The organism is Halovenus amylolytica, from assembly GCA_004015825.1.
Taxonomy (GTDB): Archaea; Halobacteriota; Halobacteria; order Halobacteriales; family Haloarculaceae; genus Halovenus; species Halovenus amylolytica.
On sequence record SAYS01000004.1, the window covers coordinates 138,056 to 164,987 of the forward strand.

Below are 26,932 nucleotides of genomic sequence, written 5' to 3' on the forward strand. Positions count from 1 at the left end.
AGAGGTTGCGAGATTGAGTTGCCTACCCCGTCGGCGAGGTCTGAACGTTCAGTGCCTTCCGCATGATCTGGCTGAAACTGAGCGAACAGAGGAAATACCAGACGATCCACAGCTGCATCGGACCGACGACACTGGTCGTCCAGCTGTTCACTTCACCGGCGAGCGGAATCACCATCGCAGGACCGCTCTGCGAGACGCCGACGTCGAGGATCATGTAGTACATCCACAGGAACACAGGGATAGTAAGCAGCATGATCCAGACCATGGGTCGGAACTGCGCTTTGAAGACGCCGAGGTTGTCCGTCATCATCTCCATCTGCTCTTCCTGGATCTTCTCCAGTGCCTCGTCGTCACCGCGCTCTTTGGCCTTCTTCCGGCGCTCTTTCAACGCCTGGGTTTTCTCCTGGTAATCGCCCATGACCTCCGTGTTCATCAGGTTGTCCTGCATGATCGCAGAGAACAGACCAGTCAGGACCGCGAGCACCATGATGACCAGATAGAACGGCATCGTGGATTCGAGCGGGCCGAAGAACAGATCCATCGTTTCGCCGATTGCACTCCGCGCCGACGGGAGCGCGTAGCCGGCGAACATCCCCACGACGAGGAGCCCGGCCATCTTGTCGTATTTTGTCCAGGACGTGTCCTCGTCGGCCATCGAATCTGGATCCGCGTCTTCGAGTGCGTCCCGGACGCCGTCCGGATCGTCGACGACGAATCCCTCGCCGTCGGCATCGGTGAGAAAGCCCTTCTCGATGAGACGACCCCACTCGCCACTCGTGATGTCGTCACTGACGGCGCTCCAGGTAACCACACCCTCCTCTTCAGCCACCTCGAGAACCGTCACGAGGGCATCTGTCATATGTTCGCCCTCGTCGGCGAGTTCGTCTACTTTCTGTGCTGTGCGTGGCATTACTGGTAGATAAATCGGCCGAGGATTATCAAGCTTTTAGTCCGAGTCCGTAATTCCCGGTCGCTGGCTGTTCGATCAGCTACGAATGATCGTCGATTGTCGCCTTGATGTCTGCCCAGACCTCGTCGGGAGTCTGTTCACCATCGATGGCGACGAAGTCGTCCCGGTCCTCGTAGTACTCGATGACTGGCGCCGTCTGCTCGTGGAAGACGTCGAGGCGGTTTTTGACGGATTCTTCCTCGTCGTCGTCACGCTGGATCAGCTCACCGCCACACCCGTCACAGACGCCCTCCTCCTCGGGCTGGTCGAACTCGACGTGGTAGTTCGTCCCGCAGTCGTCACAGACGCGGCGCCCGGTCAGTCGGTCGATCAGTTCCTCGCGGGAGACGTCAAGCGAGAGGATGACATCGAGTTCGGTCATCCCTTCGAGCTCTTTAGCCTGGTCGAGATTCCGCGGGTAGCCATCCAGCACGAAGCCATCTGCTGTCGTAAGCGCTTCCTCGACGATGGCGTTGACGACGGCATCGGGGACGAGATCACCGGCTTCCATGTACGCACGCGGCGTGTCGTGTTCGGTGTCCATATCGCTGATGTCCATATCCTTGTTCGCACGGAGCGCGTCACCCGTCGTGATGTGCTCGACGCCGTACTCCGAGGCGATGTTACTGCTCTGTGTTCCTTTCCCTGCACCTGGCGGACCGATAATCAGAACGTGTGGGGCTGCCATGATATGATCTTCTCAGCCACCGGTTAAATGACTGTTCAAATTGGTGCGTTTGGGTGTGTCGATCTGTGACCGAATGGCGGTATCTCACCGGTAGGGAATATCAGAAGTCCTTAACTCCCCTCGGTCAAAGGGCCACACGATGGACCATCTCCTCGTCCGCGCTGCCCGCGGGGAACCGACCGAGCGCCCGCCAGTGTGGCTGATGCGACAGGCCGGCCGCCACATCCCCGAGTACCGCGAGCTGCGCGAGGAGTACAGCTTTCTGGAGGCGATCAAAACACCCGAAATCGCCGAGGAAATTACCCTCCTTCCCTGGGAGTACTACCGACCCGACGGCGTGGTGATGTTCTCGGATATTCTGACGGTGCTCGAACCGCTCGGCTTCTCCTACCATATCGAAAGCGGTGTCGGCCCCGTCGTCGAGAACCCCGTCTCGGGCCCGGACGACGTCGACCGAACCTTCGGCAACGTCGCTCACGAACTGGACTACGTCGGCGAGTTACTCGTCCGCCTGAACCAGCGCGTCGGTGACGAAACGGCAGTGATCGGATTCGCTGGGGGTCCCTTCACCCTGGCATCCTACGCAGTTGCCGGTGGCCCGAGCCGGACGAATATGCCGCTGCGAAAGCTCCGTGCTGCCCATCCCGAAGCGTTCCGGACCCTGCTCCAGTCATTTACCGACATCATCAAGGAGTACCTGGCGTTCCAGATCGGCAACGGTGCGGACGTCGTCCAGCTGTTCGACACCTACGCGGGGACGCTGACGCCCGAAGATTACCGCGAGTTCGTCCTCCCCCTGCACCAGGAGATCTTCGAGGATCTGAACGCACCATCGATCGTCTTCGTCCGGCGGATGAACGGTCGGCTCGATCTGTTGAAAGAGAGTGGTGCGGATGCTGTCGGACTCGACTGGACGGTCGACATCGGAGAGGCACGCGAGCAACTTGGAGACGTTCCCGTGCAGGGGAATCTCGATCCGTCGTATCTGTTCGGCGACCAGGAGTTCGTCCGAGAGAAGACGCGGGAAATTATCGAGAAAGCAGGTCCTGACGGACACATTTTGAATCTCGGGCACGGCGTCAACAAGGATACGCCGGTCGAATCGGTCGAGGCGTTCGTCGAAACCGCCAAAGAGATCTAACTCAGTCGTCGCCGGTCGCTCTCGTTGGAGTGCCGTCAGCTGCCGAGGGCGATGGTGACTCTGATTCGTGTTGCGCTTCGAGTTTCGTCGCGATTTTGCTGGCCTCTCGGACTCGGCTCGGAACCCCCATCCGCGCAGTATAGTTCGTCGCGAGATCGATCCCCTCCGGTGTTTCCAGCTCTTCGAGTGTCCACCAGGACTGATCCCACGCCGGGAAGCCGACATCGAGGCGTGCGATATCGATGACTGACGCCTCGGCACCGACAACCCCCTCGAACTCCTCGCGGGCGATCTCGCCGAGACGCTCGTCGGAGCGCTCGACGAGCTCCGGTTCGTGCATGCCGCCGAGGAAGACGGTGTGGACGCCGTCCCGATCGAACATGCTCGCGTTCCAGGAGACGCCGAGTGTGTGTAGATCCTCGCCGTAGCCCACCTGATAGCCGAAGCCCTCCAGGTCTGGGTCCGCATCGAGGTAGACCAGTGCGAGCGGGTTGTACCGCAGTTCGTCGAGTTCCTCGGCTCCGGTCACGATGTTGCCGAGTAGCGCTGCGGTCACGTCTGCCGGCGTCGTGACCACGAGGTGATCCACGAACTCGGTGCCATTCGACGTTGTGAGTTCGTATCCACCGTCTTTTTCGGCGATGTCGATGACTGGGGTTTCCATCTCGATCCGGTCGCTGTACACTTCGGCGAGAGCGTTCGGCAACTGCTGCATCCCCTGTCGGAACGATACTGGTGGTGATTTCTGTCCACTGCCGACGCGCTTGCGGAACGCTTGCAGAAAGCTACCCGCCTCCTGTTCCCGTTCCATGAGACTGTCCAGCGCGTACGCGGCCGGCATCTCCGCGGGATCGGAGCCGTAGATTCCACCGTACAGCGGCCCGATAAACTTCTCGTAGGCTTCCTGGCCGAACTTGCGGACGAACAGATCCCGGGCGGTCTCCTGTTCCATGCCCGGCCGGGTCAAGGGTTCGGCGAGCAGACGAAGTTTGCCGCGCCAGGAGAGCAGATCGGTCTCGAAGAACTCTTCGGTGGACAGCGGCGCTCTCCCGAGTTCGCCGTCAGCGTAGACGAACAGCTGTTCTTCGCTGGCTTCGACGAATTCGTCTTCGATGCCGGCTGCAGTGGCCAGTTCCTCGATTCCGGGTGTCTTGCGCATCCGCTGTGGGCCGGCTTCGAGTACTTTCCCGTCGGTGTGTCGGGTGTTTATTACGCCGCCAGCCTCGTCACTGGCCTCGAAGGCCACGGAGTCGATCCCTGCCGCTGCGAGGTAGTGTGTCAGCGCGAGCCCTGTGATCCCAGCGCCGACGATTCCTACACGCATGGTTACTCTCGCGGGGCGTTCAGACACATCGTCCCTGGTTTGTCGCGGCACTGACACTGGCGGTACTGGTAGTACTCCGGTTCGAAATCCGCGATAAAGGGTTCGACGAGGTCGGCGAACAGTTCGCCCATCCGCTCGTCGTCGTGGGGGATCGGCACGCGGTAGAAGTCCAGCCCGGCCTCTTCTGCTTCCGCTTTCAGTTCCACGTCGAGTTCGGAGAGTGTCTCGCTCTGTTCGTGGAGGAAGCTGATCGGCTCGACGACGACGCGCTCGGCGTCGAGTTCCTCGATCAGATCCTCGACTTCGGGTTCGGTCCACGGAATGTCGCGGTTCTCGTGGTTCTGGAAACCGATGTGGTACTCCTGGATGCCGAGCACTGCACTGATGACCTCGCAGAACTCCTCGACGTAGATGTCGTATCGGCTGCCCTCGTTCAGGTAGTGCTGGGGCGTGCCGTGTGCCGAGTAGACGACCACCGTCTCCTCGTCGTGCAGGTCGAGGTCGTGTTCCTCGGCGAAGTCGGCGATATTTTCGGAACGGACGCGGTTGTAGGTCGGGTGTTTGTGCCAGCCAGTGATCGCCTCCTGTTCGACGTCCCAGCCCAGTTCTTCGACGGCATCGTCGAGTTCGTCCAGGGCGATGACGTTCGTCGAGGGGCCACAGAGTGGGTAGATCGGTAGTCCGACGAGTTTGTCGACGTCGTCGGCCATCGCCTGCGTTGCTGCATCCTCGATGAAGGGTTCGGTGTACTGCGTGCCGATATAGGTCGTGACGTCGTACCCACGGTCACGAAGCACTGTTTCGGCCATCTCGGCCTGGTGTTGTGCCTGCCCGTTGAGTGGCGAGCCGCCGATCTCCTCGTACTCCTCGATCAGGCCGGGTGCCCGTCGCTGTGCGAGTTTTCGGGAGCGTTCCCGTGCTGCCTCCTCGGAGTCGGCTTCCTCCAGGTCCGCGTTCGCGTAGAAGATCCGTTCGAGATAGTCGACGACGCGGTCCCGTTCCGGTTCAGCCGGTTCTCCGAAGTTCAGCAGGACGACACCAGTGCTCATAGCTGAGCCTTTGACCTTGGAAAGGTATGTCTGTCGTTTGCGGTGGATGGCGTCTAGGTGGGATTGACGGTGTGCTTGGGAATGCAGTGACAGGCTGGAGGAGGCTCGATGACACTAGGAATATGAATCTTCCTACGAACAGCAAGAAAGCCCCCGCGCGTTCGCCGGTTCCGACTCGCTGCGCGCTTCCCTCACTTCGTTCGGTACAGTGCTTACGTCGTCTCACTCGGCGAACGCACGGCCCCTTTCATAGTGTTTGTTGCGAGTCTTTACCGCCGTAGTGTAACAAGACATCGGTTACATGGCGTGAAACACCGATATTTGTAACGTGGTCACGAAAATTACCGCAACAAACACTATCAGTCCCACCCGACATAGCTTGGTTAGTCAGCTGATACGGGTGAGACTGGAAGGGGCGAGGGGCTTTCTTGCTGTCTCTAGGGCCCATTTTCACTCAGCTCGGCCAAATAACACGTATATCACATTAACAACAATTCGAAAAAGAGGCATACAGTATAAGAGAGTCGAGACAGAATCCGGCTTACGACCAGCCCTGACGCCATTTCCCCGCTCAAACCTGGTCCGGAGCATACGATGACCCAGGAGTCCACAATTTCAGACGCAGAACAGACCGCAGGCAGTGTCCTCGATGCAGTCCAGCGAGCAGTGATCAGCGACCGGGCGTTTCTCGAGACCGTGTTGCTCGGCCTGCTCGCCCGGGGGCACGTCCTGCTCGAAGACGTCCCCGGCACGGGGAAGACGCTCACCGCACGGAGTATGGCGACCGCACTCGGACTCTCCTTCTCGCGGATCCAGTTCACACCGGATCTGCTGCCGGCGGACGTGACCGGTACACACGTCTTCGACGAACAGGAGCAGCGCTTCGAGTTCAGAGAGGGGCCGATCTTCAGCAACGTCGTCCTCGCCGACGAGATCAATCGGGCGCCACCGAAAACCCAGAGCGCGCTGCTGGAGGCGATGGAAGAGCGCCAGGTAACAGTCGAGGGCGAGACGAGGGAACTCCCGACCCCGTTTTTCGTCATCGCAACCCAGAACCCCGTCGAACAGGAGGGCACGTTCGCCCTGCCAGAGGCACAGGTCGACCGGTTCATGATCAAGACGAGTCTGGGCTATCCGGAGTTCGAGGGCGAACTGACACTGATGAAACGGCGCGCAGACCGGAGGACTCGCAGCCCGACAGTCGAGTCGGTCCTCTCGACCGAGGAAGTCCGGCGTCTCCAGGAGACCGCCGAAACGGTTCGCGTCGACGAGGATATCATGCGCTATGCTCTCGAAATCACGCGGGCCACGCGGTCGGATTACCGCGTCCAGATCGGCGTCTCCCCGCGTGGCTCACAGCGCCTCTTCGAGGCGATTCGAGCCCGGGCGATCGTCGACGGCCGGGAGTACGCGACGCCAGATACGGTCAAGAAGATCGCAGAACCGGTTCTGGCCCACCGGCTCGTACTCACGCCCGACGCACAGGTAAAAGGTGTCGAGAAAGCAGAGATCATCCGGGATGTGCTGACAGAAACGCCAGTCCCGACGATCGAGTAACCCAATCTCGACTATCGAGTAATCGAGTGAGCCAATCCTCCACTATCGAGTGCGTTACTCCGACGGGATCGGTTCTCTGCGAAGCGCCGCAAACAACACCAGGACTGCGAGGAGAACGAAAAACAGTGCCGAGAGTGGCTGCCCACCCGCTCCGGCCAGATAGATCAGATAGCCGGCAACCCCCGTGAACACACCGACGGCTACACTCGTTGCCAGCCCGAACAGTTCGAGGGCGCTCGTGTCCGCGTCGCGCCCGAGTTGCTCGCCGATATCGATCGCTCGCTGGCCGACATCCCAGGCGAGCACCGTCGCGACGAGACCGAGGAGCGTCAGCAGGACGGGGGCACCATTGACCGCCCCGGCGACAGTGCCGAGAAGGAGGCCGCCCGCACCACCGGAGACGGCCGAGCGGATGCCTCGCAGGAGCCCCACGGCCAACAGCGCGAATCCGACGACACAGAGACCGAGCGCGATCCCGGAGAATGGCCCCAGCGCGGCCAGCACCACCAGCCCCAGCGCTGTGGCAGCGACACTGCTCACGATTGCAGGGGATCTGTCGATCGGTTTCATCGTCTCACCGCCCGGTTCGTGAGTACCGTCTCCAGGGGCTGGGTCCACGCCCAGTCGAAGACCGGAATGCCTGACTGCCGCAGGTCAGTCACAGTGACCGATCGCCTGAGTCGCGCCAGACGCTGGGAGGCCGTCCGCTCGGCCGTCGGCTCGGGACTGATGACAGTGACACTGTGGCCGTGCGCCTCGAACTGCTGGAGGTCGTACAGGGTCCGGGGCTCGGACAGCGGCGTAAAGACGAGAATCTGTGCGGTCTCCGGCAGCCGACGACCGAGTTCGTGGTTCCAGAGCGGTGTTTCCGAGTTATCGATTGTTCCATCGCTCTCGAAGAGCGGAACCGTACCCAGCAGCCCAGTCCCCTCGTGGCGGTGGCTGGGGCCCGTTCCCGGTGCCAACCAGCGATCCGCAACTCCGACCGTCGCGATCCCGACCTGATTCCCATCCGCGAGCAGTCGGGTAAAGGTCCGCTCCGCGCCGGAGACGGCCTGCTCGACTGCAGTCGTGGCGGTTTCGGTCGGCCCGACGTACGCAGATCGCCGGCAATCGACGAGGATCACGACCGTCGCTGCCCGTTCCTCCCTGAACTCGACTGTCGTCAACTCACCTGTTCGCGCGCGGCGGTTCCAGTCGATCCGCGTGAGCGAATCCCCCGGATGATACTCCCGGACGGACTGGAATTCGACACCCGTCCCACCGTTGTCGGTCTCGACCTGCCCGGTGTACGGCGTCGCCTGGTTCCGGAGCGGAACTGACTCCTGGAGTGGCTGGATCGTCGGACGGCACGTGATCGTCGTGGGATCGGAGAGATACAGCTCCTGTTCGACGGAGCCGGGCAGATTTCTGACGAGTGCCAGCGCCGGCCCGAACTCGTGGGTCCCGCGCCGGGCCGTGATCGTATACGACAGCGTGACAGCCTCACCGCCTCGCAGTACCGTTCCGCGGCGGGGCGAGCCCTCGGAGACTGCCAGCGACTCGGGGACACCATCGACGATGCGCAGATCTGAGAGGAGCCGCGAGCCCTCGTTGTGGACTGTGAGCGTAACCTCGACCGTCTCGCCGGGCTGTGGCTCTGTCTGACTGATCGAGCGCTCGATTGCGAGGTCGACGGTCCCGACCGGTGTCGACCGGGCGTAGGCAGCGTAGCCGACCCCGACGATTGCCCCGAGCAAAATCCCCGGATTTCGGGTGAGTGTCCCGACGCCGAGACAGACGAGAACGACGAATCCGATACCGACCCAGTGGTTCGTCTCGCGGCGGTCGCCCGGCGTCAGCCCGGGCTCCTGGTGGGATTCGGCCGGATCGATCGCTGTCTGCTCGACACCGTCGGGGATCTGTGGGGGAGATCCAGCTGGGGCAGTGCCAGAACTGTGTTCTTCGGCGCCAGGAGCGACGTTCGACACAGCGACGATTGCCTCGGTGGTCCGGTCGATAAGTTGTTCTCTGTGCGTTCTATCCGCTGGCTTGTCGCTCCCAGATCCGGACGCCGGGTCACGCAAGAACTCGCCAGCGTCTCGATCAGTCGTCCAGCTTCCGTCGGCCACGCTTTGGCGGGCTTCGGACTCGGAATAGCCGCCGTACCGTGTCAGAACTGTCACTGCAGCCTGCCGGAGTCCCGATCTGATCGAGGAGAGACTGGTGGGTTCGACGGCGTCGACTCCGGGAAAGGTTTCGAGGACAGCATCGAGTCGGTCGCCGGGGACGGCCGTCAGGTTGGGCAGTTCGACATCCGGGGTCTCCGAGAGGCGCGGTCCCTGGCTGCGGCGTTTCTGGACGACGAGATACGCGTAGCCGAACACGCCGACCGAGAAGAGGACGAGGATCCCGTCTGTTACTGGGATTGGAAGGCTCCCGGGAGCGGTCAGTTCGACCACTCCCAGACCGAAGAGAGCGAAGCCACCGATCAGTAACAGGCGTCTGTCGATCATCTGTACGATCGTTCGATCCGTCGGAGCACGTCGACTGCGCGTTCTTCGCGTTCGGTCGTCGGGCTGTAGCCACCGTATCTAACGTCTTCGAACAGCTCTGTGAGTTCAGTCACGTCCTCGTCGGAGAGGCCGGTCTGGGCTGCCGCCCGGGCGAACTCCCGTGGTGTCGTCGACTCGTCGTCTGGGGGATCCAGCCGTTCGGTCATCTCCTCCCAGGCGCGGTAGACCTCGTTGTCGATTACCTCGTCACGAGGTTCGCGCTGTTCGATCCGGTCGGCTGCCCGGCCGGCGATCTGTCCGACCGCTTCGATCTGTGGTTGGTCGGTCGACTGCTGGGAGTCAGGCTCTGTCTCGGCCTGGTTCGGCTCGTCCGACTGTCGAAACGCGATTGCGACCCCCAGGATCAGCAGGCCGAAGATTCCGAGCAGGACGACCATCGTCGAGACGGCAGTCGTTGCAGTCTCACCGGCGCTCTCTCCGAATCCCGGTAATCCGCTGCCGAACAGGGGAAGATCCCCCAGATCGAACAGGAGCGCCACGACCTGAACGAACAGGAAGACGAGGACGGCGAATCCAAGCAGATAGGCGACGATCTCGGCGGTTTTGTTTCCATTGGAGCGGAGATATGCGAGAATACCGACGACCCCACCTCCCAGAAGGACGAGTACTATCCGTGCGACACCGGCAGGCACACCCCCGCCATCCTCGGGGAGAGTCACGTCGATTAAGCCACCGTCGTACCCACCATCTCCGCCCGCTCCGGGCTGGACAGTCTCGGCGACCGTCGCAGCGGCGAGGCCGATCGCAAGCACCGAGATGACCGCGATCACGACGACGGTGACGGTGTGTCGGTCCACATCGGCTATCGAGGCCAGGTCCTCAAATGCATTGTGCACCGTCACAGTGTGTGAAACGACCGAAACGTGTCTGTCGCTCGTCTGACGGAGAGTTATACGAAGCGGTTCGGTGAGTTACGTATATGGCTGAAACGGAACGGATTACTGTTGCCGAAGCGAGTGACGGCTTCGGTGGGTCGGAAGAACCCGGGACGGAGGTCTCACTGCCGGTCGTCGAACTGTTGACCGGCCGTGGCTTCGTGACGGGCAAATCTGGCAGTGGCAAATCGAACTCGGCGAGCGTCATCGCCGAAAAACTGCTCGACAACGGCTTCGGCCTCCTGATCGTCGATATCGACGGCGAGTACTACGGCCTCAAAGAGGAGTACGAGATACTCCACGCTGGCGGCGACGAGGAGTGTGACATCCAGGTGACGGCCGACCACGCCGAAAAGATCGCCACACTCGCACTCGAACAGAACGTCCCGATCATTCTCGATGTCTCTAGCTATCTCGACGAGAGCGAAGCACAGGAAATCCTGACCGCCGTCTCCCGGAGTCTCTTCGCGAAGGCAAAGAAGCAGAAACAGCCGTTTCTCATGCTCGTCGAGGAGGTCCACGAGTACATCCCGGAAAACGGCTCCGTCGGCGAGTGTGGCAAGATGCTGATCAAGATCGGCAAACGCGGGCGCAAACACGGACTGGGCATCTGTGGCATCAGCCAGCGACCGGCAGACGTCAAGAAAGATTTCATCACGCAGTGTGACTGGCTGCTCTGGCACCGGCTGACCTGGAACAACGATACGAAGGTCGTCCGCCGGATTCTCGACGGGGATTACGCGACGGCAGTCGAGAACCTCGACGACGGTGAAGGCTTTCTGATGACAGACTGGGCCGAGATGGTTCAGCGTGTGCAGTTCTATCGCAAGCAGACCTTCGACGCCGGTGCGACGCCTGGACTCGACGACTTCGAGCGCCCGGAGCTCAAAAGCGTCAGCGACGATCTCGTCTCCGAGCTGCAGGAGATCAGCGAGGAACAGAAACAGACTGAAAACCGCATCGCAGAGCTTCGCGAGCAACTCGACGAGAAAAACTCCCGGATCGCGGAGCTGGAAACAGAACTCAGGGATGCACGGGATCTCAGCAGGATGGCGGAGCAGTTCGTCGACGCGCTCGTCACGGAGGTCAACGGGCCACAGCCTGGCAAGACCGAGCGTGAGCGAATGCGTGAATCCCCGCTCGACGATAGCCGACCGAGAGACGAGTTCGTAGCAGGAACAGGTTCGGCGGACGACGCACAGTCGAACGGACCACAGGAAGGGAGCGATCAGGAGAACGACGAAAGCGGGACATCAGACGAGTTCTTCACTGCGCTGGCCGACGGTGACAGAGACGGGAGCGACACCGGATTCGAATTCTTCGGTGACCAGTCAGGTGAGGGTCAGTCCGAAGACGACTCCGGAACCGAAGACAGTGTGCCAGCCACGGAGATCGATGGCTGGTCCGAGGAAGAGATCGCGACAACCGATGGCGGACAGAAGGCACAGACCAACGGCAACGCCTCGTATTCGAGTGAGTTCAGTGCTGAGGCGATCCGGGACGCGTTAAACTCTGCATCGAAGAAGACGCTCGACGAACTGCGCGGCGAGGAGTACACCTCGAAAACGGCCCGGGAGCAGATCGAACACTCGAAAGATCCAGAGACGGAGTTTGTCGGCACGAACAGAGACACCGTCGAGCCGGAAGCGAACGCCGAAGTGGAACCGAAATCGGACGCTGACGCAGACGACTCGGCTACCGAGTTCCCGTCGTGGGACGACGAATCAGGGGGATCGGCTGAATCAAACAGCGAACCGCTCGATCTTCCGGATCCGACAAAGGAAGACGAGGAGCCACTGACAGTCCGGGAACTCAAAGCGGAGATTGCCGGGTGGCCGACCAAGACGCGAAAGATGCTCGCGGTCTATCTCCAGGAAGGACCCGAGACGCCGCTCAACGCCCACTTTTCGGCGGGTGGTGACGGGAGTCGAACGGACGCGTACGCCCACAACAGGCGGATGCGCACGCGCGGCGTCATCGAACACGTCGGGCGGGGGAACTACGACAGTTGCCTCGAGGAGTTGCTCGCGGATGAACTCCCGGAGTCGTTCGATGCCTCTGAGGTCGGCGAGTACGCGACACGGATCGAAAACTCAGTGATCGAGTCCTGATTACAGCGGTTCGACGAGGTCTTCGAGCGCGCCAGCCGGATCGTCGGCTTTCGCGACACCGCTTGCGAGCAAGACACCGTCAGCACCGAGTTCTTCTGCGGCGACGACGTCCTCCCCTGTCGAGATACCGGCACCACAGTAGACGTCGACCGACGGATCGACCGATTCGGCTGCCTCGACGGCATCGCGGACGATATCAGGGTCGGCCTGGCTGACCGGCGTGCCGGAGCCGATGAGTTCCGGTGGTTCGACGGCGACAGAGTCCGGGCCGAGCGCGGCGGCCGCGGCGATCTGCTCCGGATTGTTCGCACAGACGCAGGTGTCCAGCCCTGTGCGCTCGGCAGCGTCGAGGCTGCCGTCGATATCGGCGAGTTTGAGTCGGTTTTCGGAGTGGTTCAGCAGTGTCCCCTCCGCGCCGGCGTCAGTCGCTGCTTCGGCGAGTGTGCTGCCGGTGTGGCTACCGTGTTCGTTGGGGCTGACGTGTTGTGCCCACGTCTGGACACCGGTCTCCGAGACCCGGTCGAGGTGGGCAGCCTGGGGTGCGATTGCGATCTCTGCTTCGTCGCTACTTACTGACGCCGCTGCCTCTGCGACCGCGACCGGGTCACAGGGGTACGCTTTCAGGTTTACAAGCACGAACATACCCTGGACTGCGGACGGATCTGTGAAATAGATTGTGTTACCTGGTGTGGGACAGGAGACCAACGCACACAGATGTCCCCGCGGGGCGTGCGGAATTCGTAACCTTCAATTATCCCTGCGCGGTATCGATAGATGAGTCGGGGTTCGTGGTCTAGATCGGTTATGACACCTCCTTGACATGGAGGAGGCCGGCGGTTCAAATCCGCCCGAACCCACTACAATTTTTGCGAGAGATAGCGAGCAATAATTTCGTATCGTGGGGTGGATCTGAACCCTGCCAGTCGCGCGCAACGGAGTGAGCACGTCTGGCTCCGGTTCAAATCCGCCCGAACCCACTTTCTGACGGCCCAACCGAAAAGCGATCGCGATGATAGTTCGATAATCGTCAAAGAGTCAGACAAATCACGGGAAATAGTTCAAGACCCGCAAGGACTCGACGAATGTAGACGTATTCTACGAGAAACAAAAGAATTGTAGGTCGGCCCCATAGCTAACGGGCTATTTTTGATCGGTACACCGCACTGAAAACGTATAATGGTATGGGACGGTCCCATACTTCGGTAATAATCGCCGACACCTCATGGGTTGGTTCCCTATGATTACCCGAGATGGCACCAAATGGTACCTCGGCCGACAGAGCCAGACTCGACACGCGGAGTACGGAGTTGCTTCGTGCTCGGCTCGCGATAGACGTGCATCCGGACTCCCACTTCGGAGTCGTCAGCGAGTCAGGTGACGCCGAGGTCCTGAACCACCAGCTGAAACTCGATCCGTCGGCTGGGGAGCCGTCAGGAAATCTCGCTACAGACGGCGAGTGTCACTCTGTGCTGTTCTACCCCGAGACAGACAGACAAGAGTACGTCGTGACTCGTGCGACCGACCACTGTATCTCGACTGTATTCGCCACCGAACACTGTCTGGCGGAGCCAAAATCCGTCTCGGATGGGGTGGTGACCGTTCGGGTCGTCGCTCCCAGAAAGCAGACGTTCAAACGGGTACTGGGGCTGTTAGCGGACTGCGGGGCAGAGGTCTCCGTCAAGTGGCTCTTGAACGGCAAGCAGGGGCGACTGCCGGTCAAAACGGATGTGGCACAGATAACGGACAAACAGCGGGAGGCGATCGAGACAGCACTCGAAAAAGGGTACTACGAGAACCCCCGGCAGGCGAGTTTGAGCGATCTGGCCGAAGAACTCGGCGTGACGGACTCGGCAGTCTCCCAGCGACTCGGAGCCGCCGAGACGAAACTCGTCAAATCACTGTTCGAGCCTTAGAGTTCGCCGTTCATCGCGTCGAAAAGCCGTTCTACGAGTTCGTCCCGGGTGAGTCCTTCTCCCGGGCCGAGCCCGTGCATGTGATCGATCGGGATCTGGCCACCCCCCATCCGGGCGTGGCCGCCACCGTCGGCCATCGGCACTTCCGAGACGGCAGTTTCGAGGACTTTTCCCATGTGTACCCGGTCGTCTTTCGACCGGCCGGAGAGTTTGATTCGGTTGTCGACGTCGCCGAGGACCACGACGGCGTTGATTCCTTCGAGTCGCCGGAGTTCGTCGGCCGCCTGCGGGATCGCATCGATATTCGAGATCGAACCCACGTCGCTGATCGCGAACGGTCCACGAACCTCCCGGTCGGTGATCGCCTCGGCTTTCACTTCGAGCGATTCCGCGTCCATGTCGGGGTTGGCGATCCGGTCGAGTTTGTCCTCGTCGATCCCGTTGTAGAGGAAGGAAGCCGCAGTGAACTCGTCACTCGAACAGCCGTTGGTGAGATGTTTCGTATCGGACTGGATCCCGTAGATCAGCCCGGTCGCGATCCGGGGTGGGATGGTATCGCCGCCGAAACCGTTGTGTTCGTACCGATCTGGATCGACGGTCTCGTAGCCCAGATTGTCGAAATACTCGCTGAATATCGTCGCACAGGCCCCGTTTACCGGCCGGATGTCGGTGAACCGTTCGCCGGTACCCTCTCCGGGATGGTGATCGACGACTGCGACCGGTTCGGTCGTTTCCCCCCCTTCGAATCCCCTGGCCTCGTTGTGATCGACAAGCACAATGTCGTTTTCTTCGATCTCGTCTGCACTTTCGATACACTCAAAATCGACGTCGAGTACGGTCTCGAACGCACGGTTCTCGTGGTGCCTGATCTGTCCCGAGTAATAGATCGTCGCGTCTGTATCGCGTCTGTCGGCGATTAGCTGTGTCGCGAGTGCACAGGCCATCGCGTCCGGATCCGGGTTCGGATGCATCACGATCGCAATCTCGTTGTAGTCCCCGATAACAGCCGCAAACCGCTCGCCGGGCGATCGCAGTAGTCGCGCGAAAACGAACCAGCCTGCAATCCCGAGCAACACGACGAGCAGACCACCGATCACGACCTGTGGAGGCCCGGGAATAACCGACGGGAGATCGGTTTGGGCGACCGTCCCGGCTACTGGCATACCCAAACTGGGTTCGGCCGACTACTAAGTACTATTGCTTTCCGGTACAACAGACGGGAGTTACTGCCCGTCGCGACGGTAGGCCTCGATCCGCTCCCGGTACCCCGCCCGGAAGGTCGGGTAGGAAAACTCGTAGCCCAATTCACGGAGTTTGCCGTTGTCACACCGTTTGCTCGTGAGAATTCGACGTCGTGCTGCCTCCGACAGCCCGTCGTCGAGACGCTGTTCTTTCGTCTGTTTGGGCGGGCTCTCCACCCCACACTCCGCGGCGAGCCAGTCGGCAAACTCCCACTTCGAAACCGGTTCGTCGTCGGTGACGAGCACTGTCTCACCACGTGCCAGGTCCTCCGCGAGCAAGTAGGCGACCGAACCGGCTGCGTCCTCCTGGTGGACCATATTCAGATAGCCCTCCGTGACTGGCCCCTCGATGTAGCGGTGGAGTCGGTATCTGTCGGGACCGTAGAGTCCGGAAAACCGTGCGACCGTGCCATCGATGCCGTAACTCCCGGCATCGTCGATCGCGACTCGTTCGGCCTCGGCCAGTACCTGCGTTTTTTCGGTCGTGGGTTCGATCGGTGTCTCCTCGTCGACCCAGTCGCCGTCGTGGTCACCGTAGACGCCGGTGCTGGAGGTGTAGACGTACCGATCTGGTGGATTCTCGCGGCTGGCGAACTGCTCCAGGACCTGCTGCTGGGCGTCGACGTAGATCTCGCGTGCCGCGTCGGCCCCGCGCCCGCCCGAACTGGCTGCGAAGACGAGTGTCTCGGCATCCGGGATTCGTTCGAGTGCGTCGGGATCGGTGAGGTCAGCCTGTACGCCGGTGAATCCGGCCGCTTCGATCTGTTCGATCCCCTCGTCAGATCGGCGGACGCCGACGACCTCACTGCTGTCGAGGTCGTGGGAACCGTCCGGATCGACGAGCTGTCGACCGAGTTCGATCCCGATGTAGCCACAGCCGAGAACGACGACCGTCATCGTTTCTCACTCTCGATGTACTGGTGGAGTGTGGCGTACTCGGCGAGCGTGATCGGGTACCGCCCTTCGACTTTCTGCTGGATCTCCTTTGGCTCCATCTCGTCGTCGATGCCCGAAGCGAGTGCTTCCACGTCGAGGACGGCCATCGACATCCCCATCAGGAGGATATCGCGGGCTTCGGCCATGATGGTCTCCTTATCGAGCCCGTCCGGCTCGGTCGCGAGAATGTCGGCTGCCTCGTCGAGCGTCAGTTCGGGAGAGTCGCCATCGACCAGCGCCTGAACCGTCTCCTGATCGATCTCCGTCTCTGCCGCCACAGTCTCGACCCCAACATCGTCGACCGTCTCGATCAGCCGGCGTTCGTACTCCGTCCGAAGCTCCGCAGGGGAGAACTCGCCCGCAGAGTCGAAAGCTCCTCTAAGCATACGTCCGGGTATGAGATCCCAATATAAGTGTGTGTCCACCCAGCTTATACAGCCGGCAGTATTACAGACGGGGAGAAGACGGATCGGTAACAATTACGTATATCTGCGGGGACTAATCCAAACGATGACAGCAACAACACGTTCACTCGAACTGTTCGTGCGGTCGCTGGCACCGGAGGGGACGGGGGACGAACAGGTCGCTGTCGTCACCCAGCTCGACAGACTCCAGGAATCGGGGCAGATCGCGGAGTACTCCGTGACAGTCTGGGGGAACGCTGTCACCCACGACAGTCCACTGGCACAGACCGAGGCCGGAGACCGGGTACTCGGGCGCGTGGCCGAGTTCGAACAGTGGGCAGCCGACGAAGGGCTCTCGCTGGACCGGTTCATCCAGCGCGACGAGGTTCACTCGACGATCCGGGACACGACCCAGACCGTGATCCGCCTGCCAGCCATGATGATCGCCGAGTACGAAAACGGGAAACTCCAGACCGTGACACCACACGAGCACGACGACGGAGTGGTGACGGTTCAGGATCGGCTGGACAGCCTCGAAGACAGCGAATAGCAGGTCAAAAGCAAGGTAGCCGACCAATCGCTCGAAGCGTTACGTCTCCGGTGCGCTTACAGTGGTCGGCCGTCATCCTCAACGCATGACCGACGCCGAGGAATTCGCAGACAGGATACAGTCGGGGGAGTTGCGACTGTACGAACTCGAAGACCACACAGACGCCGAGACCGCCGCCGAGGCACGACGCGTCCTCGTCAAACGGGAGACGGACGCCGACCTGAATGCAGTCGGAGACTACACCTTCGACGCCGGGGATGCCGATGCGAACATCGAGAACATGGTCGGTGCAGCCCAGATTCCGCTGGGGATCGCTGGCCCCGTCAACGTCGACGGCGGCGCTGCCGACGGGGAGTACTACCTCCCGCTCGCGACGACGGAGGGTGCTCTCGTCGCGAGTGTCAACCGTGGGCTCTCGGCGATCAGGGACAGCGGCGGCGGAACCGCTCGCGTCACCGACTCGGGGATGACACGCGCCCCGGTCTTCCAGGTGGCAGGGATAGCCGAAGCCGAAGAGGTCGTCGAGTGGGTCGACGACAACACTGACCAGCTTCGGGAGGCTGCCGAATCGACGACGAGTCACGGTGAACTGCTGGCTGTCAACCCCTACGTCGTCGGCGACAACGTCTTCCTGCGTTTCGTCTACGACACCAAAGACGCGATGGGGATGAACATGGCGACGATCGCCACCCGAGAGGCGACAGAGGTCGTCGAGGCCGAGACACCGGCCAGACTCGTCGCGCTGTCGGGCAACCTCTGTAGCGACAAGAAACCTGCAGCGATCAACGCAATCGAGGGCCGCGGACGGTCGGTAACCGCCGACGTGACGATTCCCCGGGAACTGGTCGAAGACCGGCTCAACACGACACCGGAGGCGATGGCCGAGGGGAACACCAGGAAGAATCTGATCGGCAGTGCGAAGGCTGCCAGTCTGGGGTTCAACGCACACGCGGCAAACACTGTCGCAGCCGTCTTTCTCGCCACGGGACAGGACGCAGCGCAGGTCGTCGAGGGTGCAAACGCGATCACGACGATGGAGGCCCGCGAGGACGAACTGTACGCGAGCATCTCCTTTGCCTCGCTCGAACTCGGAACCGTCGGCGGTGGGACCAAACTCGATACGCAACAGGAGGGCCTCGAAATTCTCGGTATCGCCGGCGGCGGTGACCCCGCCGGAGCGAACGCCGATGCACTCGCAGAACTCATCGCAGTCGGTGCACTCGCCGGTGAACTCTCACTCGTCGCCGCATTCTGTTCCCGGCATCTCTCCAGTGCGCACGAAGAACTCGGTCGGTAACTGCGTCATCAAAAATCAGGAAGCAGGGACGACCGCGAGTCAGGCGAACTCGATCTCGTCGAGTTCGTTGACTTCCCCGAACAGCCAGCCGGCGTGATCGAGTGCGTACTCCCGGTCGTCTTCCTCGATGAAGCCGATCGCATCCTCGACGAGAACTGGGCGGTAATCCCGCAGTCCGGCGCTGCCCGCAGTGTGGAGAACGCAGACGTTCGCCAGCGTCCCGCCGAAGACGAGGTTGTCGATCCCGTGTGCGTCGAGCCAGCCTTCGAGTTCCGTCTGGTAGAACGCGTCGTAGGTGTGTTTGACGACGACGAGATCCTCTTTTGCAACGTCGAGTTCGTCGACGATCTCTGTCTCCCAGGAGCCCTCGACGACGTGTTCGCCCCATCGATCGAACTCGTCGTAGTAGTGTGCGTCCTCGAACTGCCCGGGCGGGTGTACGTCGCGAGTGTAGACGACCGCCGCACCGGCGTCGTGGGCGCGTGCTACCAGGCTGGCACACGGCTCGATTGCGTTCTCGCTGCCGGGCGCGTAGAGACTCCCGTCGGGGTGACAGAAGCCGTTTTGCATGTCGACAACAACGACCGCTGTAGACTCTGGGTCGAGGTTCATGCCAGCCTGTTATCGCTGCTCTCACAGAAAATTTGCGCTCGGGCTGGCGGTGGGCCGGTCAATCGTCGCTGAACAGGCGATTTTTGGTAGTCGAGACCGAAGACAGACCAACATCCAACTTCCATGAAACGTCTCCTCCTCGTCGTGGTCGTCGTCGTGCTGGCTGGCTGTGGCAGTTCCGTTCCCGGCGGGCCGGGGTCGGCCCCGGAAGACGGTCTCGGCGAGGTCGGGAATGTGACGTCCACTAGCGACCTCGCTGTCGATCCATCCGACGGCTTCACCGAGGCGGAACTCGAACAGTTCGTCAACCGGTCGATGGCCCGGATCGAAGTAGTCCGTGATCTGGAGTACAGGCAACCGGTCGACGTGACGATCGTCAACCGATCAGAGTACCGCGAGCAGTACGTCGACCGCGTCACAGGCCCAACCCGCCCCGACTGGGAAAACCAGATCTGGCGTGGACTCTTTATCGTCGGGCAGGACCGGGACGCCACGGACGTACTCGACGAGGCCTTCGGCGGCTCCGTCCAGGGCTTTTACGAGCCCGGACAGAACAGTATCGTCATCGTCAGTGACTCCGAGACACCCACAGTCAGAAAGAATACCCTCGTCCACGAACTGACCCACGCACTCCAGGACCAGCGGTTCGGCCTCGCCTTCGGCCAGGAGACCCGTGACCGGCAGGCTGCCTACGATACACTCATCGAGGGCGAGGCCGAACTCGTCCCGAAGCTGTATCTGGATCGCTGTGGCAGTGAGTGGTCCTGCATCCGCCCGGAGGTGGACGCGAGTCAGGCGACCCCCCTCGACCCTGGTATCGCACAGATAATCACACAGCCGTACAGACAGGGAGTCGGTTTCGTCGAACAGCTCAAAGCGGATGGCGGCTGGGAGGCGGTCAACGAGGCCCACGAGAACCCGCCAGAGAGCACGGCACAGACGATCGATCCGGAGCGGTATCCCGGTGATACGCCGCAGAATGTCACCATTCCCGACCGTTCGTCCGGTGAGTGGGATCGGTTCGACCAGCATCCAGAGGGTGACACAGTGGGTGTGGTCTCGATTTTCGCGATGTTCGAATCCAACGGCATCATCCAGCCGGATCGGTCGGGGACGTACGAACACCCGGTGACGACCGGCTGGGAGGGTGACCGGTTCGTCCCGTACCGAACCGACGGGGAGTTTGGCTACGTCTGGGAGATTGCCTGGGATTCGAACAGCAACGCAGCGCAGTTTGCCGACGCCTATCGCGAACTACTCGACGAACACGGTGGACTAGAGAGAGGAATAGACAGGTTCGTCATCGAGGACGGCCCGTACGCCGGCGCGTACCGGCTCACTGTGGACGGGGATACCGTCCGGATCGTCTCGGGACCGTCGACGAACTCACTGTCGGCGATTCACGGCACCTGAGATCGGGGCCGTATCCTGCCCCGCGTCAGGGCGTGACTGCTGGTCGGTAAGCAGAGCTGGTATTGGTGACTGGGGAGTTACGCGTCCGTAGCGTTCTCGCCAGTCGTGTTTCCGTCGGTCTCGTTGCCGACACCATCATCAGTCTCGTTTCCGATACCGCCGTCGGTTTCGTTCCCGACCTCACCGTCTTCCGTCTGGTTTTGGAACTCTTCGATACTGATCTCCGGAGTTCCCTGGTCCTCGTCCTCGTCTTCGTCTTCCGCCGCAGGTTCCTCGGGCTCGAACTCTTCGATATTAGTGACGAACTGACCCGCAAGCTCCAGAACCTCGGATCGGGATCGGGCCTGATCGAACGTATTCGGGAACGACGTCTGGCCCATCAGCGACCGGACGTACGCTGCGTGGCGGCCTTCGACACTGTGGATGCTGAGTGCGGGGGCGACCAGGTCGTCGTTCTGGATGAACGGCGCGGCACCTGCGTAGGCCGAGACACCGATATCTTCGAGCTGGATCGCCGTTCCGAGGAACTCCATGGGATCTTCCACGGCCGAGCCGAACTCTACCTCCGGCTCCGGTGCGACGTCACCGCCCCCTTCCTCGATGACAGTTTCGAGCGTTTCGACGTGCTCTTCTTCCTGGGCCAGGATCGTCTGAAGTTCACCGTAGGGCTCTTCGGCTTCCTCGGTCTCCTCACCGGCGGCCTGATCGGTGTCCGCACCGCTCTCGCCGTCGCTGGTCCCGTCCGTATCTTCACCCATCCCGTCGTCTTCGGTCTCGTTACCGACCTGATCGTCCGACGTTTCGTTGCCGACCTCACTGTCTGCTGTCTCGTTGCCAACTGCACCGTCTTCTGTTTCGTTGCCGACCTCGCTATCTTCTGTCTCGTTGCCAACTGCACCGTCTTCTGTTTCGTTGCCGACCTCGCTATCTTCTGTCTCGTTGCCAACTGCATCGTCTTCTGTCTCGTTGCCGACCTCACTGTCTTCTGTTTCCTCGTCGAGATCCTCACTGGCCCCCTCACTGGGAGGGAAATCCGACTCGTCGAAATTTTCGAGCCCCTGTCGATAGAACTCGGCTTCGAGACGTTCCAGTGTCAGCGCGAAGTTGAGAAGATCTGTGTCGTCTTCGAACTCGTTCTGAATCGGTTCCGGAGGTGTCTCATCAGCATCCTGGGCGAGGGACGGAACAGTCAGTCCTGTTCCGACTGCGATCCCACCGAGGGCAACAGAGCCCGCAACGAACTGGCGGCGGGTGTTGTTAAATAGACCATTCTCCGTTGAGTCACTGTCGTCCGCGTTGTTATCTACCACGTGCGCTATACCGACGCGGAGGGGAATTGTTATAAACCATCTTGAATTTAGTTGTACGATCTTAGAGGCGAAATATAAAGATAAAGTTGGATTTAAGAGAGGTTACGCAGCCGCGCAGTCTGGCTTATTTGATTCATTTCTGCAGTAAGTATAGGCTGACATACATACGCTAGATAATAACACGGTCGCAAAACAGACAGAATCACCAGCGGACAGTTCAACACAATCTTTTCAACAGAACAGAGAGAACGGTAGGGTATGACGGAGTTCGATATTGTTTCACCGGAGGCGATCGCGTCGGGACGGGCAACAGATGCGTACTTCGACCGCACGGTCGAGACGCTGGAACATGCCGGAAAGAATCCCCACGTCGTCGCCGACGTCACTGCCTCCCAGTTTCCCAGTGGCGACTGGCATCTCTTCGCCGGCATCGAGGATGCAGCAACCCTGCTCGAAGGGCGGGAGATCGACGTCCACGCACTCCGTGAGGGGCAGCTGTTCGACGGCGGGCCGGTGATGCGAATCGAGGGGCCGTATCTCGAATTCTGTCGACTCGAAACCCCACTGCTCGGATTTCTCTCCCACGCGACCGGGATGGCGACAGCAGCACTGGAAACACGCGTTGCAGCGCCCGACTCGACGGTGTTTAGTTTCGGCAGCCGACACGTCCACCCATCGATGGCCGCGATGCTCGAACGGGCGGCGCTCGTCGGTGGCCTCGATGGCTTCTCGAACGTCGCTGCAGGCGACGTGATCGGCCGTGAGGCCGGCGGGACGATGCCCCACGCACTGGTCATCTGCTTCGGTCGTACCAATCAGGAGGCGGCCTGGCAGGCCTTCGACGAGGCTGTCGATTCGGCAGTCCCCCGAGTCGCACTTTGTGACACCTACTCTGACGAGGTCGAAGAGTCGATCCGTGCCATCGAAGCAGTCGAGGACCTCGACAGTGTGAGGATCGACACGACCTCCTCGCGGCGGGGCGACTTCCGACAGATTCTCGACGAGTTGCGCTGGAAACTCGACGCCCGGGGACACGAGGATGTCGGCCTCTTCGCCAGTGGCGGTATCGATCCCGAGAGCATCCGGAATCTCCGTCACGTCGCCGAAGGGTTCGGTGTCGGGAGTTACGTGAGCAACGCAGACCCACTCGACTTTGCTCTCGATATCGTCGAACTCGAGGGTGAACACGCCGCAAAACGCGGGAAACTGGACGGAAAAAAACAGGTGTACCGGACACCGGACGGGACACACCACATCGGGCTCGCCGACCGGGACGGACCGGAAAACGGTGAACCCCTCCTCGAACCCCTGATCGAAGGCGGCGAAGTCGTCCGGGCGTTCGATATCGACGAGGCAGCAAAGCGGGCGCTAGACGACGCAGAGCGCGTCGGATTCGGTGAGTAGAGAGATAGTTCCAGTCTCGGCAACAGGCCGATAGCACTCAAACGCTGTCTCTCAGATCCTGTCAATTTCGTCCCGCTTTCTGAGGTAGTACACCCCCCCAATTCCTCCGAAGATAACGAGCATTGACAGAGTCAGTATGATCGGAACCATGCTCGTCGACTCGCTATCGTCGTCTGTCTCGGTCGTCCCGTCCTGGGGTTGCCGAATGAGTTCGATAGAGCCTGCCTCTATTCCCTGGATGGTGATTTCACCCTCCGCGGCCTCGAACTTCACAGCCATTTCACGGCGTTCGCCGGAGTCGAGAGTGACGGTCTTTGCCCCGACCGGTTCGCTGCCGGCCGTAACGTTGATCGATCGGGTTACCGTCCAGTTACTGGGGTTTTCGACGACGAACTCCGCCGTGGTCTGTTCACCCGGAGCGACCAGATCGGCGGGGATCGAGACGTTTCGAATCTCGAACTCCGGTCGCTCCGCTACGGCGACGGTTCCAGCCCGAGTCCCATTGACGGCGAGGTCGTACTCCCCGGGTTCGTCGAACGTTGTGGTGTACGTTCTCGATTCACTCGACGAGCCACTGATCGTCAACTCGTGTCCAGCCACTGTCTCACCGTTCGCCGTGAGTCCAGCCGTGTAATTACCCTCTCGATCACCGACATTCGAGACAGTCAAATTGACTGCTATGGGGTTCAGCGCTATCGTCTGGCTCCTGTTGACAGTTGCATCGTCGATCTCGAACGTGGCGGGCTGGTCGACGCGCAACTCTCCAGCCGAGCTGTCGTCGATGCTGATATCGTAGTTTCCGGAAGTGTCGAAACGCTCCTGAAACGAGACTGTCGTCGACTCGTCCGGACCGAGTTCCACCCGCTGTGTTCCTGTGTCCTGTCCATCGACGGTCAACTCGGTACTGTGGCCACCACTCCGGTCACCGACGTTCGTCACCGTCCCGGAGATCGTGACCGTGTCACCTTCGAGGATTACGGAGTTGGAAATCGACGACTCGGAGACCTCGAACGTCGCTGGCTGGTCGACTGTCACAGTCGCTGTTTCGGAGTCAGGGACCTGAATACGGTACTCGCCGGCCTCGTCGAAACTCGGATCGAAGCTGACATCTGTCGACTCACCGCCACCGACAGTGACCGAGTTCGACGTGGCAGTCTCGCCGTCGATCTGGAGTACGGCATCGAAGGTCCCCTCCCGGTCCCCCGTATTCTCCACGGTTGCAGTAATCCCGACGGAGTCGCCCGCGACGACCTCGTCACTCGCGAGTGAGAGATCTGTCACGGTGAACGATGCAGGCTCTTCGACGGTAACTGTGGCAGTCTCGGAACCGGAGACCTGAACGCTGTACTCACCCGCCTCGGCGAAACTCCGCTCGAAACTCACCTGTTCCGAGGATTCGCCGTCGACGGTAGCTGTTTGCGTCTCTTCAGTGGAGCCACCGACTTGGAGTTCGGCCTCGAACTCACCGGTCGCCTCCCCATCGTTGTCCAGCGTCGCCACGATATCGACAGTTTCCCCCTCGAGTGCTGGATTTGGCGTCGCCTCCAGCGTCGTCGCCTCGATATCAGGCGGAGTGAGTACATCGAGGGTGCCAGCGTCCACTCCGCCGATACTCACATCGAAATTTCCCGCTTCCGAGAAACTCCGATCGAAGGAGACTGCTTCGGACTCTCCGCCGGCAACTGTGACCGACTGCGAGTCGACCGTCTGACCATCGACCTCCAGTTCGGCATCGAAACTCCCCTCCAGATCGCCCGTATTCTCCACGGTTGCAGTGGCCTCTGCAGCGTCTCCTCTGACAATCTCGGCGCTCGCGAGGGACGCGTCAGTCACCTCGAAGGAGGCGGGTTCCAGGACAGTTACCGTCCCGGCTGTTTCGCCGCTGACGCTGACATCGTAACTGCCGGCATCGGAAAAGCTCCGGTCGAACGAGACTGTCGTCGACTCACCACCGTCGACTGTGACTGGCTCGGAATCAACTGTCTGACCATCGACCTCCAGTTCGGCATCGAAACTCCCCTCCAGATCGCCCGTGTTCTCGATGGTCGCAGTCGTCTCGACGGATTCTCCCGGGGTAATCTCGTCCGTGTCGAGTGACGCGTCAGTCACATCGAACGAGGCAGGCTCCCCCACAGTTACCGTCCCGGCCGTTTCGCCGCTGACGCTGACATCGTAACTGCCGATATCCGAAAAGCTCCGGTCGAACGAGACTGTCGTCGACTCACCACCGTCGACTGTGACTGGCTCGGAATCAACTGTCTGACCATCGACCTCCAGTTCGGCATCGAAACTCCCCTCCAGATCGCCCGTGTTCTCGATGGTCGCAGTCGTCTCGACGGATTCTCCCGGGGCAATCTCGTCCGTACCGAGTGACGCGTCGGTCACATCGAACGAGGCAGGCTCCCCCACAGTTACCGTCCCACCGGAGACACCGTTGACGCTGATACTGTACTCCCCGGGCGAAGAGAACGTCTCCTCGAAGGTCACCTCTGTCGTACTGTAACCCGAAATGAAGACATTCGTCGACTGTACCGTACTCCCGTCGACCTCCAGTTGCACCGAGAAGGTATCGGAAAAGACTCCCGTGTTCTCTACCTCTGCAGTGATCTCCGTCGAGTCACCCTCCTGTAACGTGTCCTCACTGATCGAAACACTGTTGACCTCTAGATTTGACTGGTTTGCACTAGCAGTGCCAGCGATAGTCGGGGCGCCAACAAACGATAATGCAGCAAATACAGTACCGACTGCAAGCAAGACGGCGACTGCTTTCGTCCTATCCATGCAATAGCTCCATTTCGCAGCAAAATTGTTAGATAGATCAAATACTGAGTAAGCTGGGCTCAATTGTCGACTGTTGGGTAGCAGGTAATCGGGAGGCGGAGACAGTTTGATCGTCTGTAACTGGGGGTAAGTTACAGCTATCGCTCGATCCGGCACCACCTGAATCTTAGCAGACTGGCTTGGGGTTCATTCCGAGCTCTTCGAGCGTTTCGAAGTATTCGTCGTAGGCAGCTTCCACGACCGCTGTCGCTGCCGAAACCGCGCGGTCCCACTCTTCCTCTGAATCGCAGACAGCTTCGAGTGCCGAAAGTGCCTCCTCGCGCGTTGTCTCGTATGCGTCACCGAACGATCGGAAGATGCTGGCGGTCTGTGGCTTGGCCTGGCCAGTGAAAAAGCCACTCGACTGGGTGCTCTTTCGTTCCATGACGAGTGTCCAGCCGACGGTCGCTCCCAGCCGTTCGGGTGTGGACTGTGCCTCTCGGAGACTCACAGCGGCAGCTGGTGGCTCGCCCGGCTCGTGGTCGTCGAGTTCGCCGACGATCTCGTCGTACTGGTCGGCGACTCGGCTGTTCGCATCTGTGAATAGATCCTGCTCGGTACTCCCGGCCCACTGCGCGAAGGTGTCACTGGCGTGGGCAGCGGCGTTCGCGGCGGCGGTCAGCACAGCCTCGGGCTCCATCTCGCCAACAGTGTCTGCGTACAGTGATTTCGACGAGCCGAGTCGTGATAGTTCCGTCTGCAGATCCGATTCGATTCGATCCACAAAGTCGGGTCCGTCCATACTCCATCATCGACCGCAGGGGCGTAGTCTCTTTCGCTCTA

23 protein-coding genes and 1 tRNA gene are annotated in these 26,932 nt (G+C 60.8%); 9 read left to right on the forward strand and 15 right to left on the reverse strand.

What is annotated here, in order from left to right:
- Positions 1 to 22: 22 nt before the first annotated feature.
- Both EOW68_RS04310 and EOW68_RS04315 read right to left on the reverse strand, forming a co-directional pair.
- Positions 23 to 910: a DUF106 domain-containing protein gene (locus tag EOW68_RS04310; protein WP_128223957.1), complete on the reverse strand. Its 888-nt coding sequence runs from the start codon at positions 908 to 910 to the stop codon at positions 23 to 25.
- A 79-nt stretch (positions 911 to 989) separates the two neighbouring features.
- On the reverse strand, positions 990 to 1,637 hold the full coding sequence (locus EOW68_RS04315; protein WP_128223958.1) for an adenylate kinase: 648 nt from the start codon (positions 1,635 to 1,637) through the stop codon (positions 990 to 992).
- A gap of 139 nt (positions 1,638 to 1,776) precedes the next feature.
- Here EOW68_RS04315 and hemE point away from each other — a divergent pair, with 139 nt between their 5' ends.
- The gene (gene hemE, locus EOW68_RS04320; protein ID WP_128223959.1) at positions 1,777 to 2,778 is read left to right on the forward strand and encodes a uroporphyrinogen decarboxylase; all 1,002 of its coding nucleotides are present in this window, start codon (positions 1,777 to 1,779) and stop codon (positions 2,776 to 2,778) included.
- A gap of 1 nt (position 2,779) precedes the next feature.
- Here the strand turns inward: hemE and hemG are convergent, their stop codons facing one another.
- Together hemG and hemH are read right to left on the reverse strand one after the other, a co-directional pair.
- Positions 2,780 to 4,102 (reverse strand): protoporphyrinogen oxidase, encoded by a 1,323-nt coding sequence (gene hemG / locus EOW68_RS04325; RefSeq protein ID WP_128223960.1) that lies wholly within the window; start codon positions 4,100 to 4,102, stop codon positions 2,780 to 2,782.
- Positions 4,103 to 4,104: 2 nt separating this feature from the next.
- The gene (hemH, locus tag EOW68_RS04330) at positions 4,105 to 5,151 is read right to left on the reverse strand and encodes a ferrochelatase (protein ID WP_128223961.1); all 1,047 of its coding nucleotides are present in this window, start codon (positions 5,149 to 5,151) and stop codon (positions 4,105 to 4,107) included.
- 594 nt (positions 5,152 to 5,745) lie between these two features.
- Here hemH and EOW68_RS04335 point away from each other — a divergent pair.
- Positions 5,746 to 6,708, forward strand: coding sequence for an AAA family ATPase (locus EOW68_RS04335; RefSeq protein WP_128223962.1), 963 nt, complete (start codon positions 5,746 to 5,748; stop codon positions 6,706 to 6,708).
- A 54-nt stretch (positions 6,709 to 6,762) separates the two neighbouring features.
- On the opposite strand, the gene EOW68_RS04340 is transcribed toward EOW68_RS04335, so the two are convergent.
- Genes EOW68_RS04340 through EOW68_RS04350 form a run of 3 tightly spaced genes read right to left on the reverse strand, consistent with a single transcriptional unit; the run spans position 6,763 to position 10,060 of the window.
- Positions 6,763 to 7,278, reverse strand: a complete 516-nt coding sequence (locus EOW68_RS04340) for a DUF7519 family protein (protein ID WP_128223963.1) — start codon at positions 7,276 to 7,278, stop codon at positions 6,763 to 6,765.
- Positions 7,275 to 9,203 (reverse strand): DUF58 domain-containing protein, encoded by a 1,929-nt coding sequence (locus tag EOW68_RS04345; protein ID WP_128223964.1) that lies wholly within the window; start codon positions 9,201 to 9,203, stop codon positions 7,275 to 7,277. The genes EOW68_RS04340 and EOW68_RS04345 overlap by 4 nt, the downstream gene beginning before the upstream one ends.
- Positions 9,200 to 10,060: a DUF4129 domain-containing protein gene (locus EOW68_RS04350; protein ID WP_128223965.1), complete on the reverse strand. Its 861-nt coding sequence runs from the start codon at positions 10,058 to 10,060 to the stop codon at positions 9,200 to 9,202. The genes EOW68_RS04345 and EOW68_RS04350 overlap by 4 nt, the downstream gene beginning before the upstream one ends.
- Before the next feature lie 122 nt (positions 10,061 to 10,182).
- Between EOW68_RS04350 and EOW68_RS04355 the strand changes: the two genes are divergently transcribed.
- On the forward strand, positions 10,183 to 12,249 hold the full coding sequence (locus tag EOW68_RS04355; protein WP_128223966.1) for an ATP-binding protein: 2,067 nt from the start codon (positions 10,183 to 10,185) through the stop codon (positions 12,247 to 12,249).
- Here EOW68_RS04355 and tpiA read toward each other — a convergent pair whose 3' ends face one another.
- On the reverse strand, positions 12,250 to 12,891 hold the full coding sequence (gene tpiA / locus EOW68_RS04360) for a triose-phosphate isomerase (protein WP_128223967.1): 642 nt from the start codon (positions 12,889 to 12,891) through the stop codon (positions 12,250 to 12,252).
- A 140-nt stretch (positions 12,892 to 13,031) separates the two neighbouring features.
- Between tpiA and EOW68_RS04365 the strand changes: the two genes are divergently transcribed.
- Positions 13,032 to 13,106 (forward strand) — tRNA-Val (locus EOW68_RS04365).
- Positions 13,107 to 13,499: 393 nt separating this feature from the next.
- Complete coding sequence (locus tag EOW68_RS04370; protein WP_128223968.1) at positions 13,500 to 14,162, forward strand: helix-turn-helix domain-containing protein; 663 nt, start codon at positions 13,500 to 13,502, stop codon at positions 14,160 to 14,162.
- Here EOW68_RS04370 and EOW68_RS04375 read toward each other — a convergent pair.
- The 3 genes from EOW68_RS04375 to EOW68_RS04385 are packed head-to-tail and all read right to left on the reverse strand — an operon-like array spanning position 14,159 to position 16,725.
- Positions 14,159 to 15,325, reverse strand: coding sequence for a DHH family phosphoesterase (locus EOW68_RS04375; protein WP_128223969.1), 1,167 nt, complete (start codon positions 15,323 to 15,325; stop codon positions 14,159 to 14,161). The two genes, EOW68_RS04370 and EOW68_RS04375, sit on opposite strands and share 4 nt — an antisense overlap.
- Positions 15,326 to 15,385: 60 nt before the next feature.
- The gene (locus EOW68_RS04380; protein ID WP_128223970.1) at positions 15,386 to 16,300 is read right to left on the reverse strand and encodes an NAD-dependent epimerase/dehydratase family protein; all 915 of its coding nucleotides are present in this window, start codon (positions 16,298 to 16,300) and stop codon (positions 15,386 to 15,388) included.
- A complete protein-coding gene (locus tag EOW68_RS04385) occupies positions 16,297 to 16,725 on the reverse strand; it encodes a DUF5791 family protein (protein ID WP_128223971.1) in 429 nt (142 codons plus the stop codon). Before EOW68_RS04385 ends, EOW68_RS04380 begins: the two co-directional genes overlap by 4 nt.
- Before the next feature lie 124 nt (positions 16,726 to 16,849).
- Between EOW68_RS04385 and EOW68_RS04390 the strand changes: the two genes are divergently transcribed.
- Both EOW68_RS04390 and hmgA read left to right on the forward strand, forming a co-directional pair.
- Positions 16,850 to 17,293 (forward strand): HTH domain-containing protein, encoded by a 444-nt coding sequence (locus EOW68_RS04390; protein ID WP_128223972.1) that lies wholly within the window; start codon positions 16,850 to 16,852, stop codon positions 17,291 to 17,293.
- Positions 17,294 to 17,378: 85 nt separating this feature from the next.
- A complete protein-coding gene (gene hmgA / locus EOW68_RS04395) occupies positions 17,379 to 18,590 on the forward strand; it encodes a hydroxymethylglutaryl-CoA reductase (NADPH) (RefSeq protein ID WP_128223973.1) in 1,212 nt (403 codons plus the stop codon).
- A gap of 39 nt (positions 18,591 to 18,629) precedes the next feature.
- Here the strand turns inward: hmgA and EOW68_RS04400 are convergent, their stop codons facing one another.
- Positions 18,630 to 19,202 carry a cysteine hydrolase family protein gene (locus tag EOW68_RS04400; RefSeq protein WP_128223974.1) on the reverse strand — a complete coding sequence of 191 codons (573 nt, stop codon included), beginning with the start codon at positions 19,200 to 19,202 and terminating at the stop codon, positions 18,630 to 18,632.
- Between the two features lie 123 nt (positions 19,203 to 19,325).
- Here EOW68_RS04400 and EOW68_RS04405 point away from each other — a divergent pair, with 123 nt between their 5' ends.
- Positions 19,326 to 20,615, forward strand: a complete 1,290-nt coding sequence (locus EOW68_RS04405) for an Hvo_1808 family surface protein (protein WP_128223975.1) — start codon at positions 19,326 to 19,328, stop codon at positions 20,613 to 20,615.
- 77 nt (positions 20,616 to 20,692) lie between these two features.
- On the opposite strand, the gene EOW68_RS18460 is transcribed toward EOW68_RS04405, so the two are convergent.
- Complete coding sequence (locus tag EOW68_RS18460) at positions 20,693 to 21,925, reverse strand: ferritin-like domain-containing protein (protein ID WP_431358738.1); 1,233 nt, start codon at positions 21,923 to 21,925, stop codon at positions 20,693 to 20,695.
- Between the two features lie 258 nt (positions 21,926 to 22,183).
- Here EOW68_RS18460 and EOW68_RS04420 point away from each other — a divergent pair, with 258 nt between their 5' ends.
- Entirely contained in the window at positions 22,184 to 23,329 is a 1,146-nt protein-coding gene (locus EOW68_RS04420) for a nicotinate phosphoribosyltransferase (protein ID WP_128223976.1), read from the forward strand.
- A 51-nt stretch (positions 23,330 to 23,380) separates the two neighbouring features.
- On the opposite strand, the gene EOW68_RS04425 is transcribed toward EOW68_RS04420, so the two are convergent.
- Positions 23,381 to 26,110 (reverse strand): CARDB domain-containing protein, encoded by a 2,730-nt coding sequence (locus EOW68_RS04425; RefSeq protein WP_128223977.1) that lies wholly within the window; start codon positions 26,108 to 26,110, stop codon positions 23,381 to 23,383.
- 166 nt (positions 26,111 to 26,276) lie between these two features.
- Positions 26,277 to 26,891: a rubrerythrin family protein gene (locus EOW68_RS04430; protein WP_128223978.1), complete on the reverse strand. Its 615-nt coding sequence runs from the start codon at positions 26,889 to 26,891 to the stop codon at positions 26,277 to 26,279.
- Positions 26,892 to 26,932: the final 41 nt, after the last annotated feature.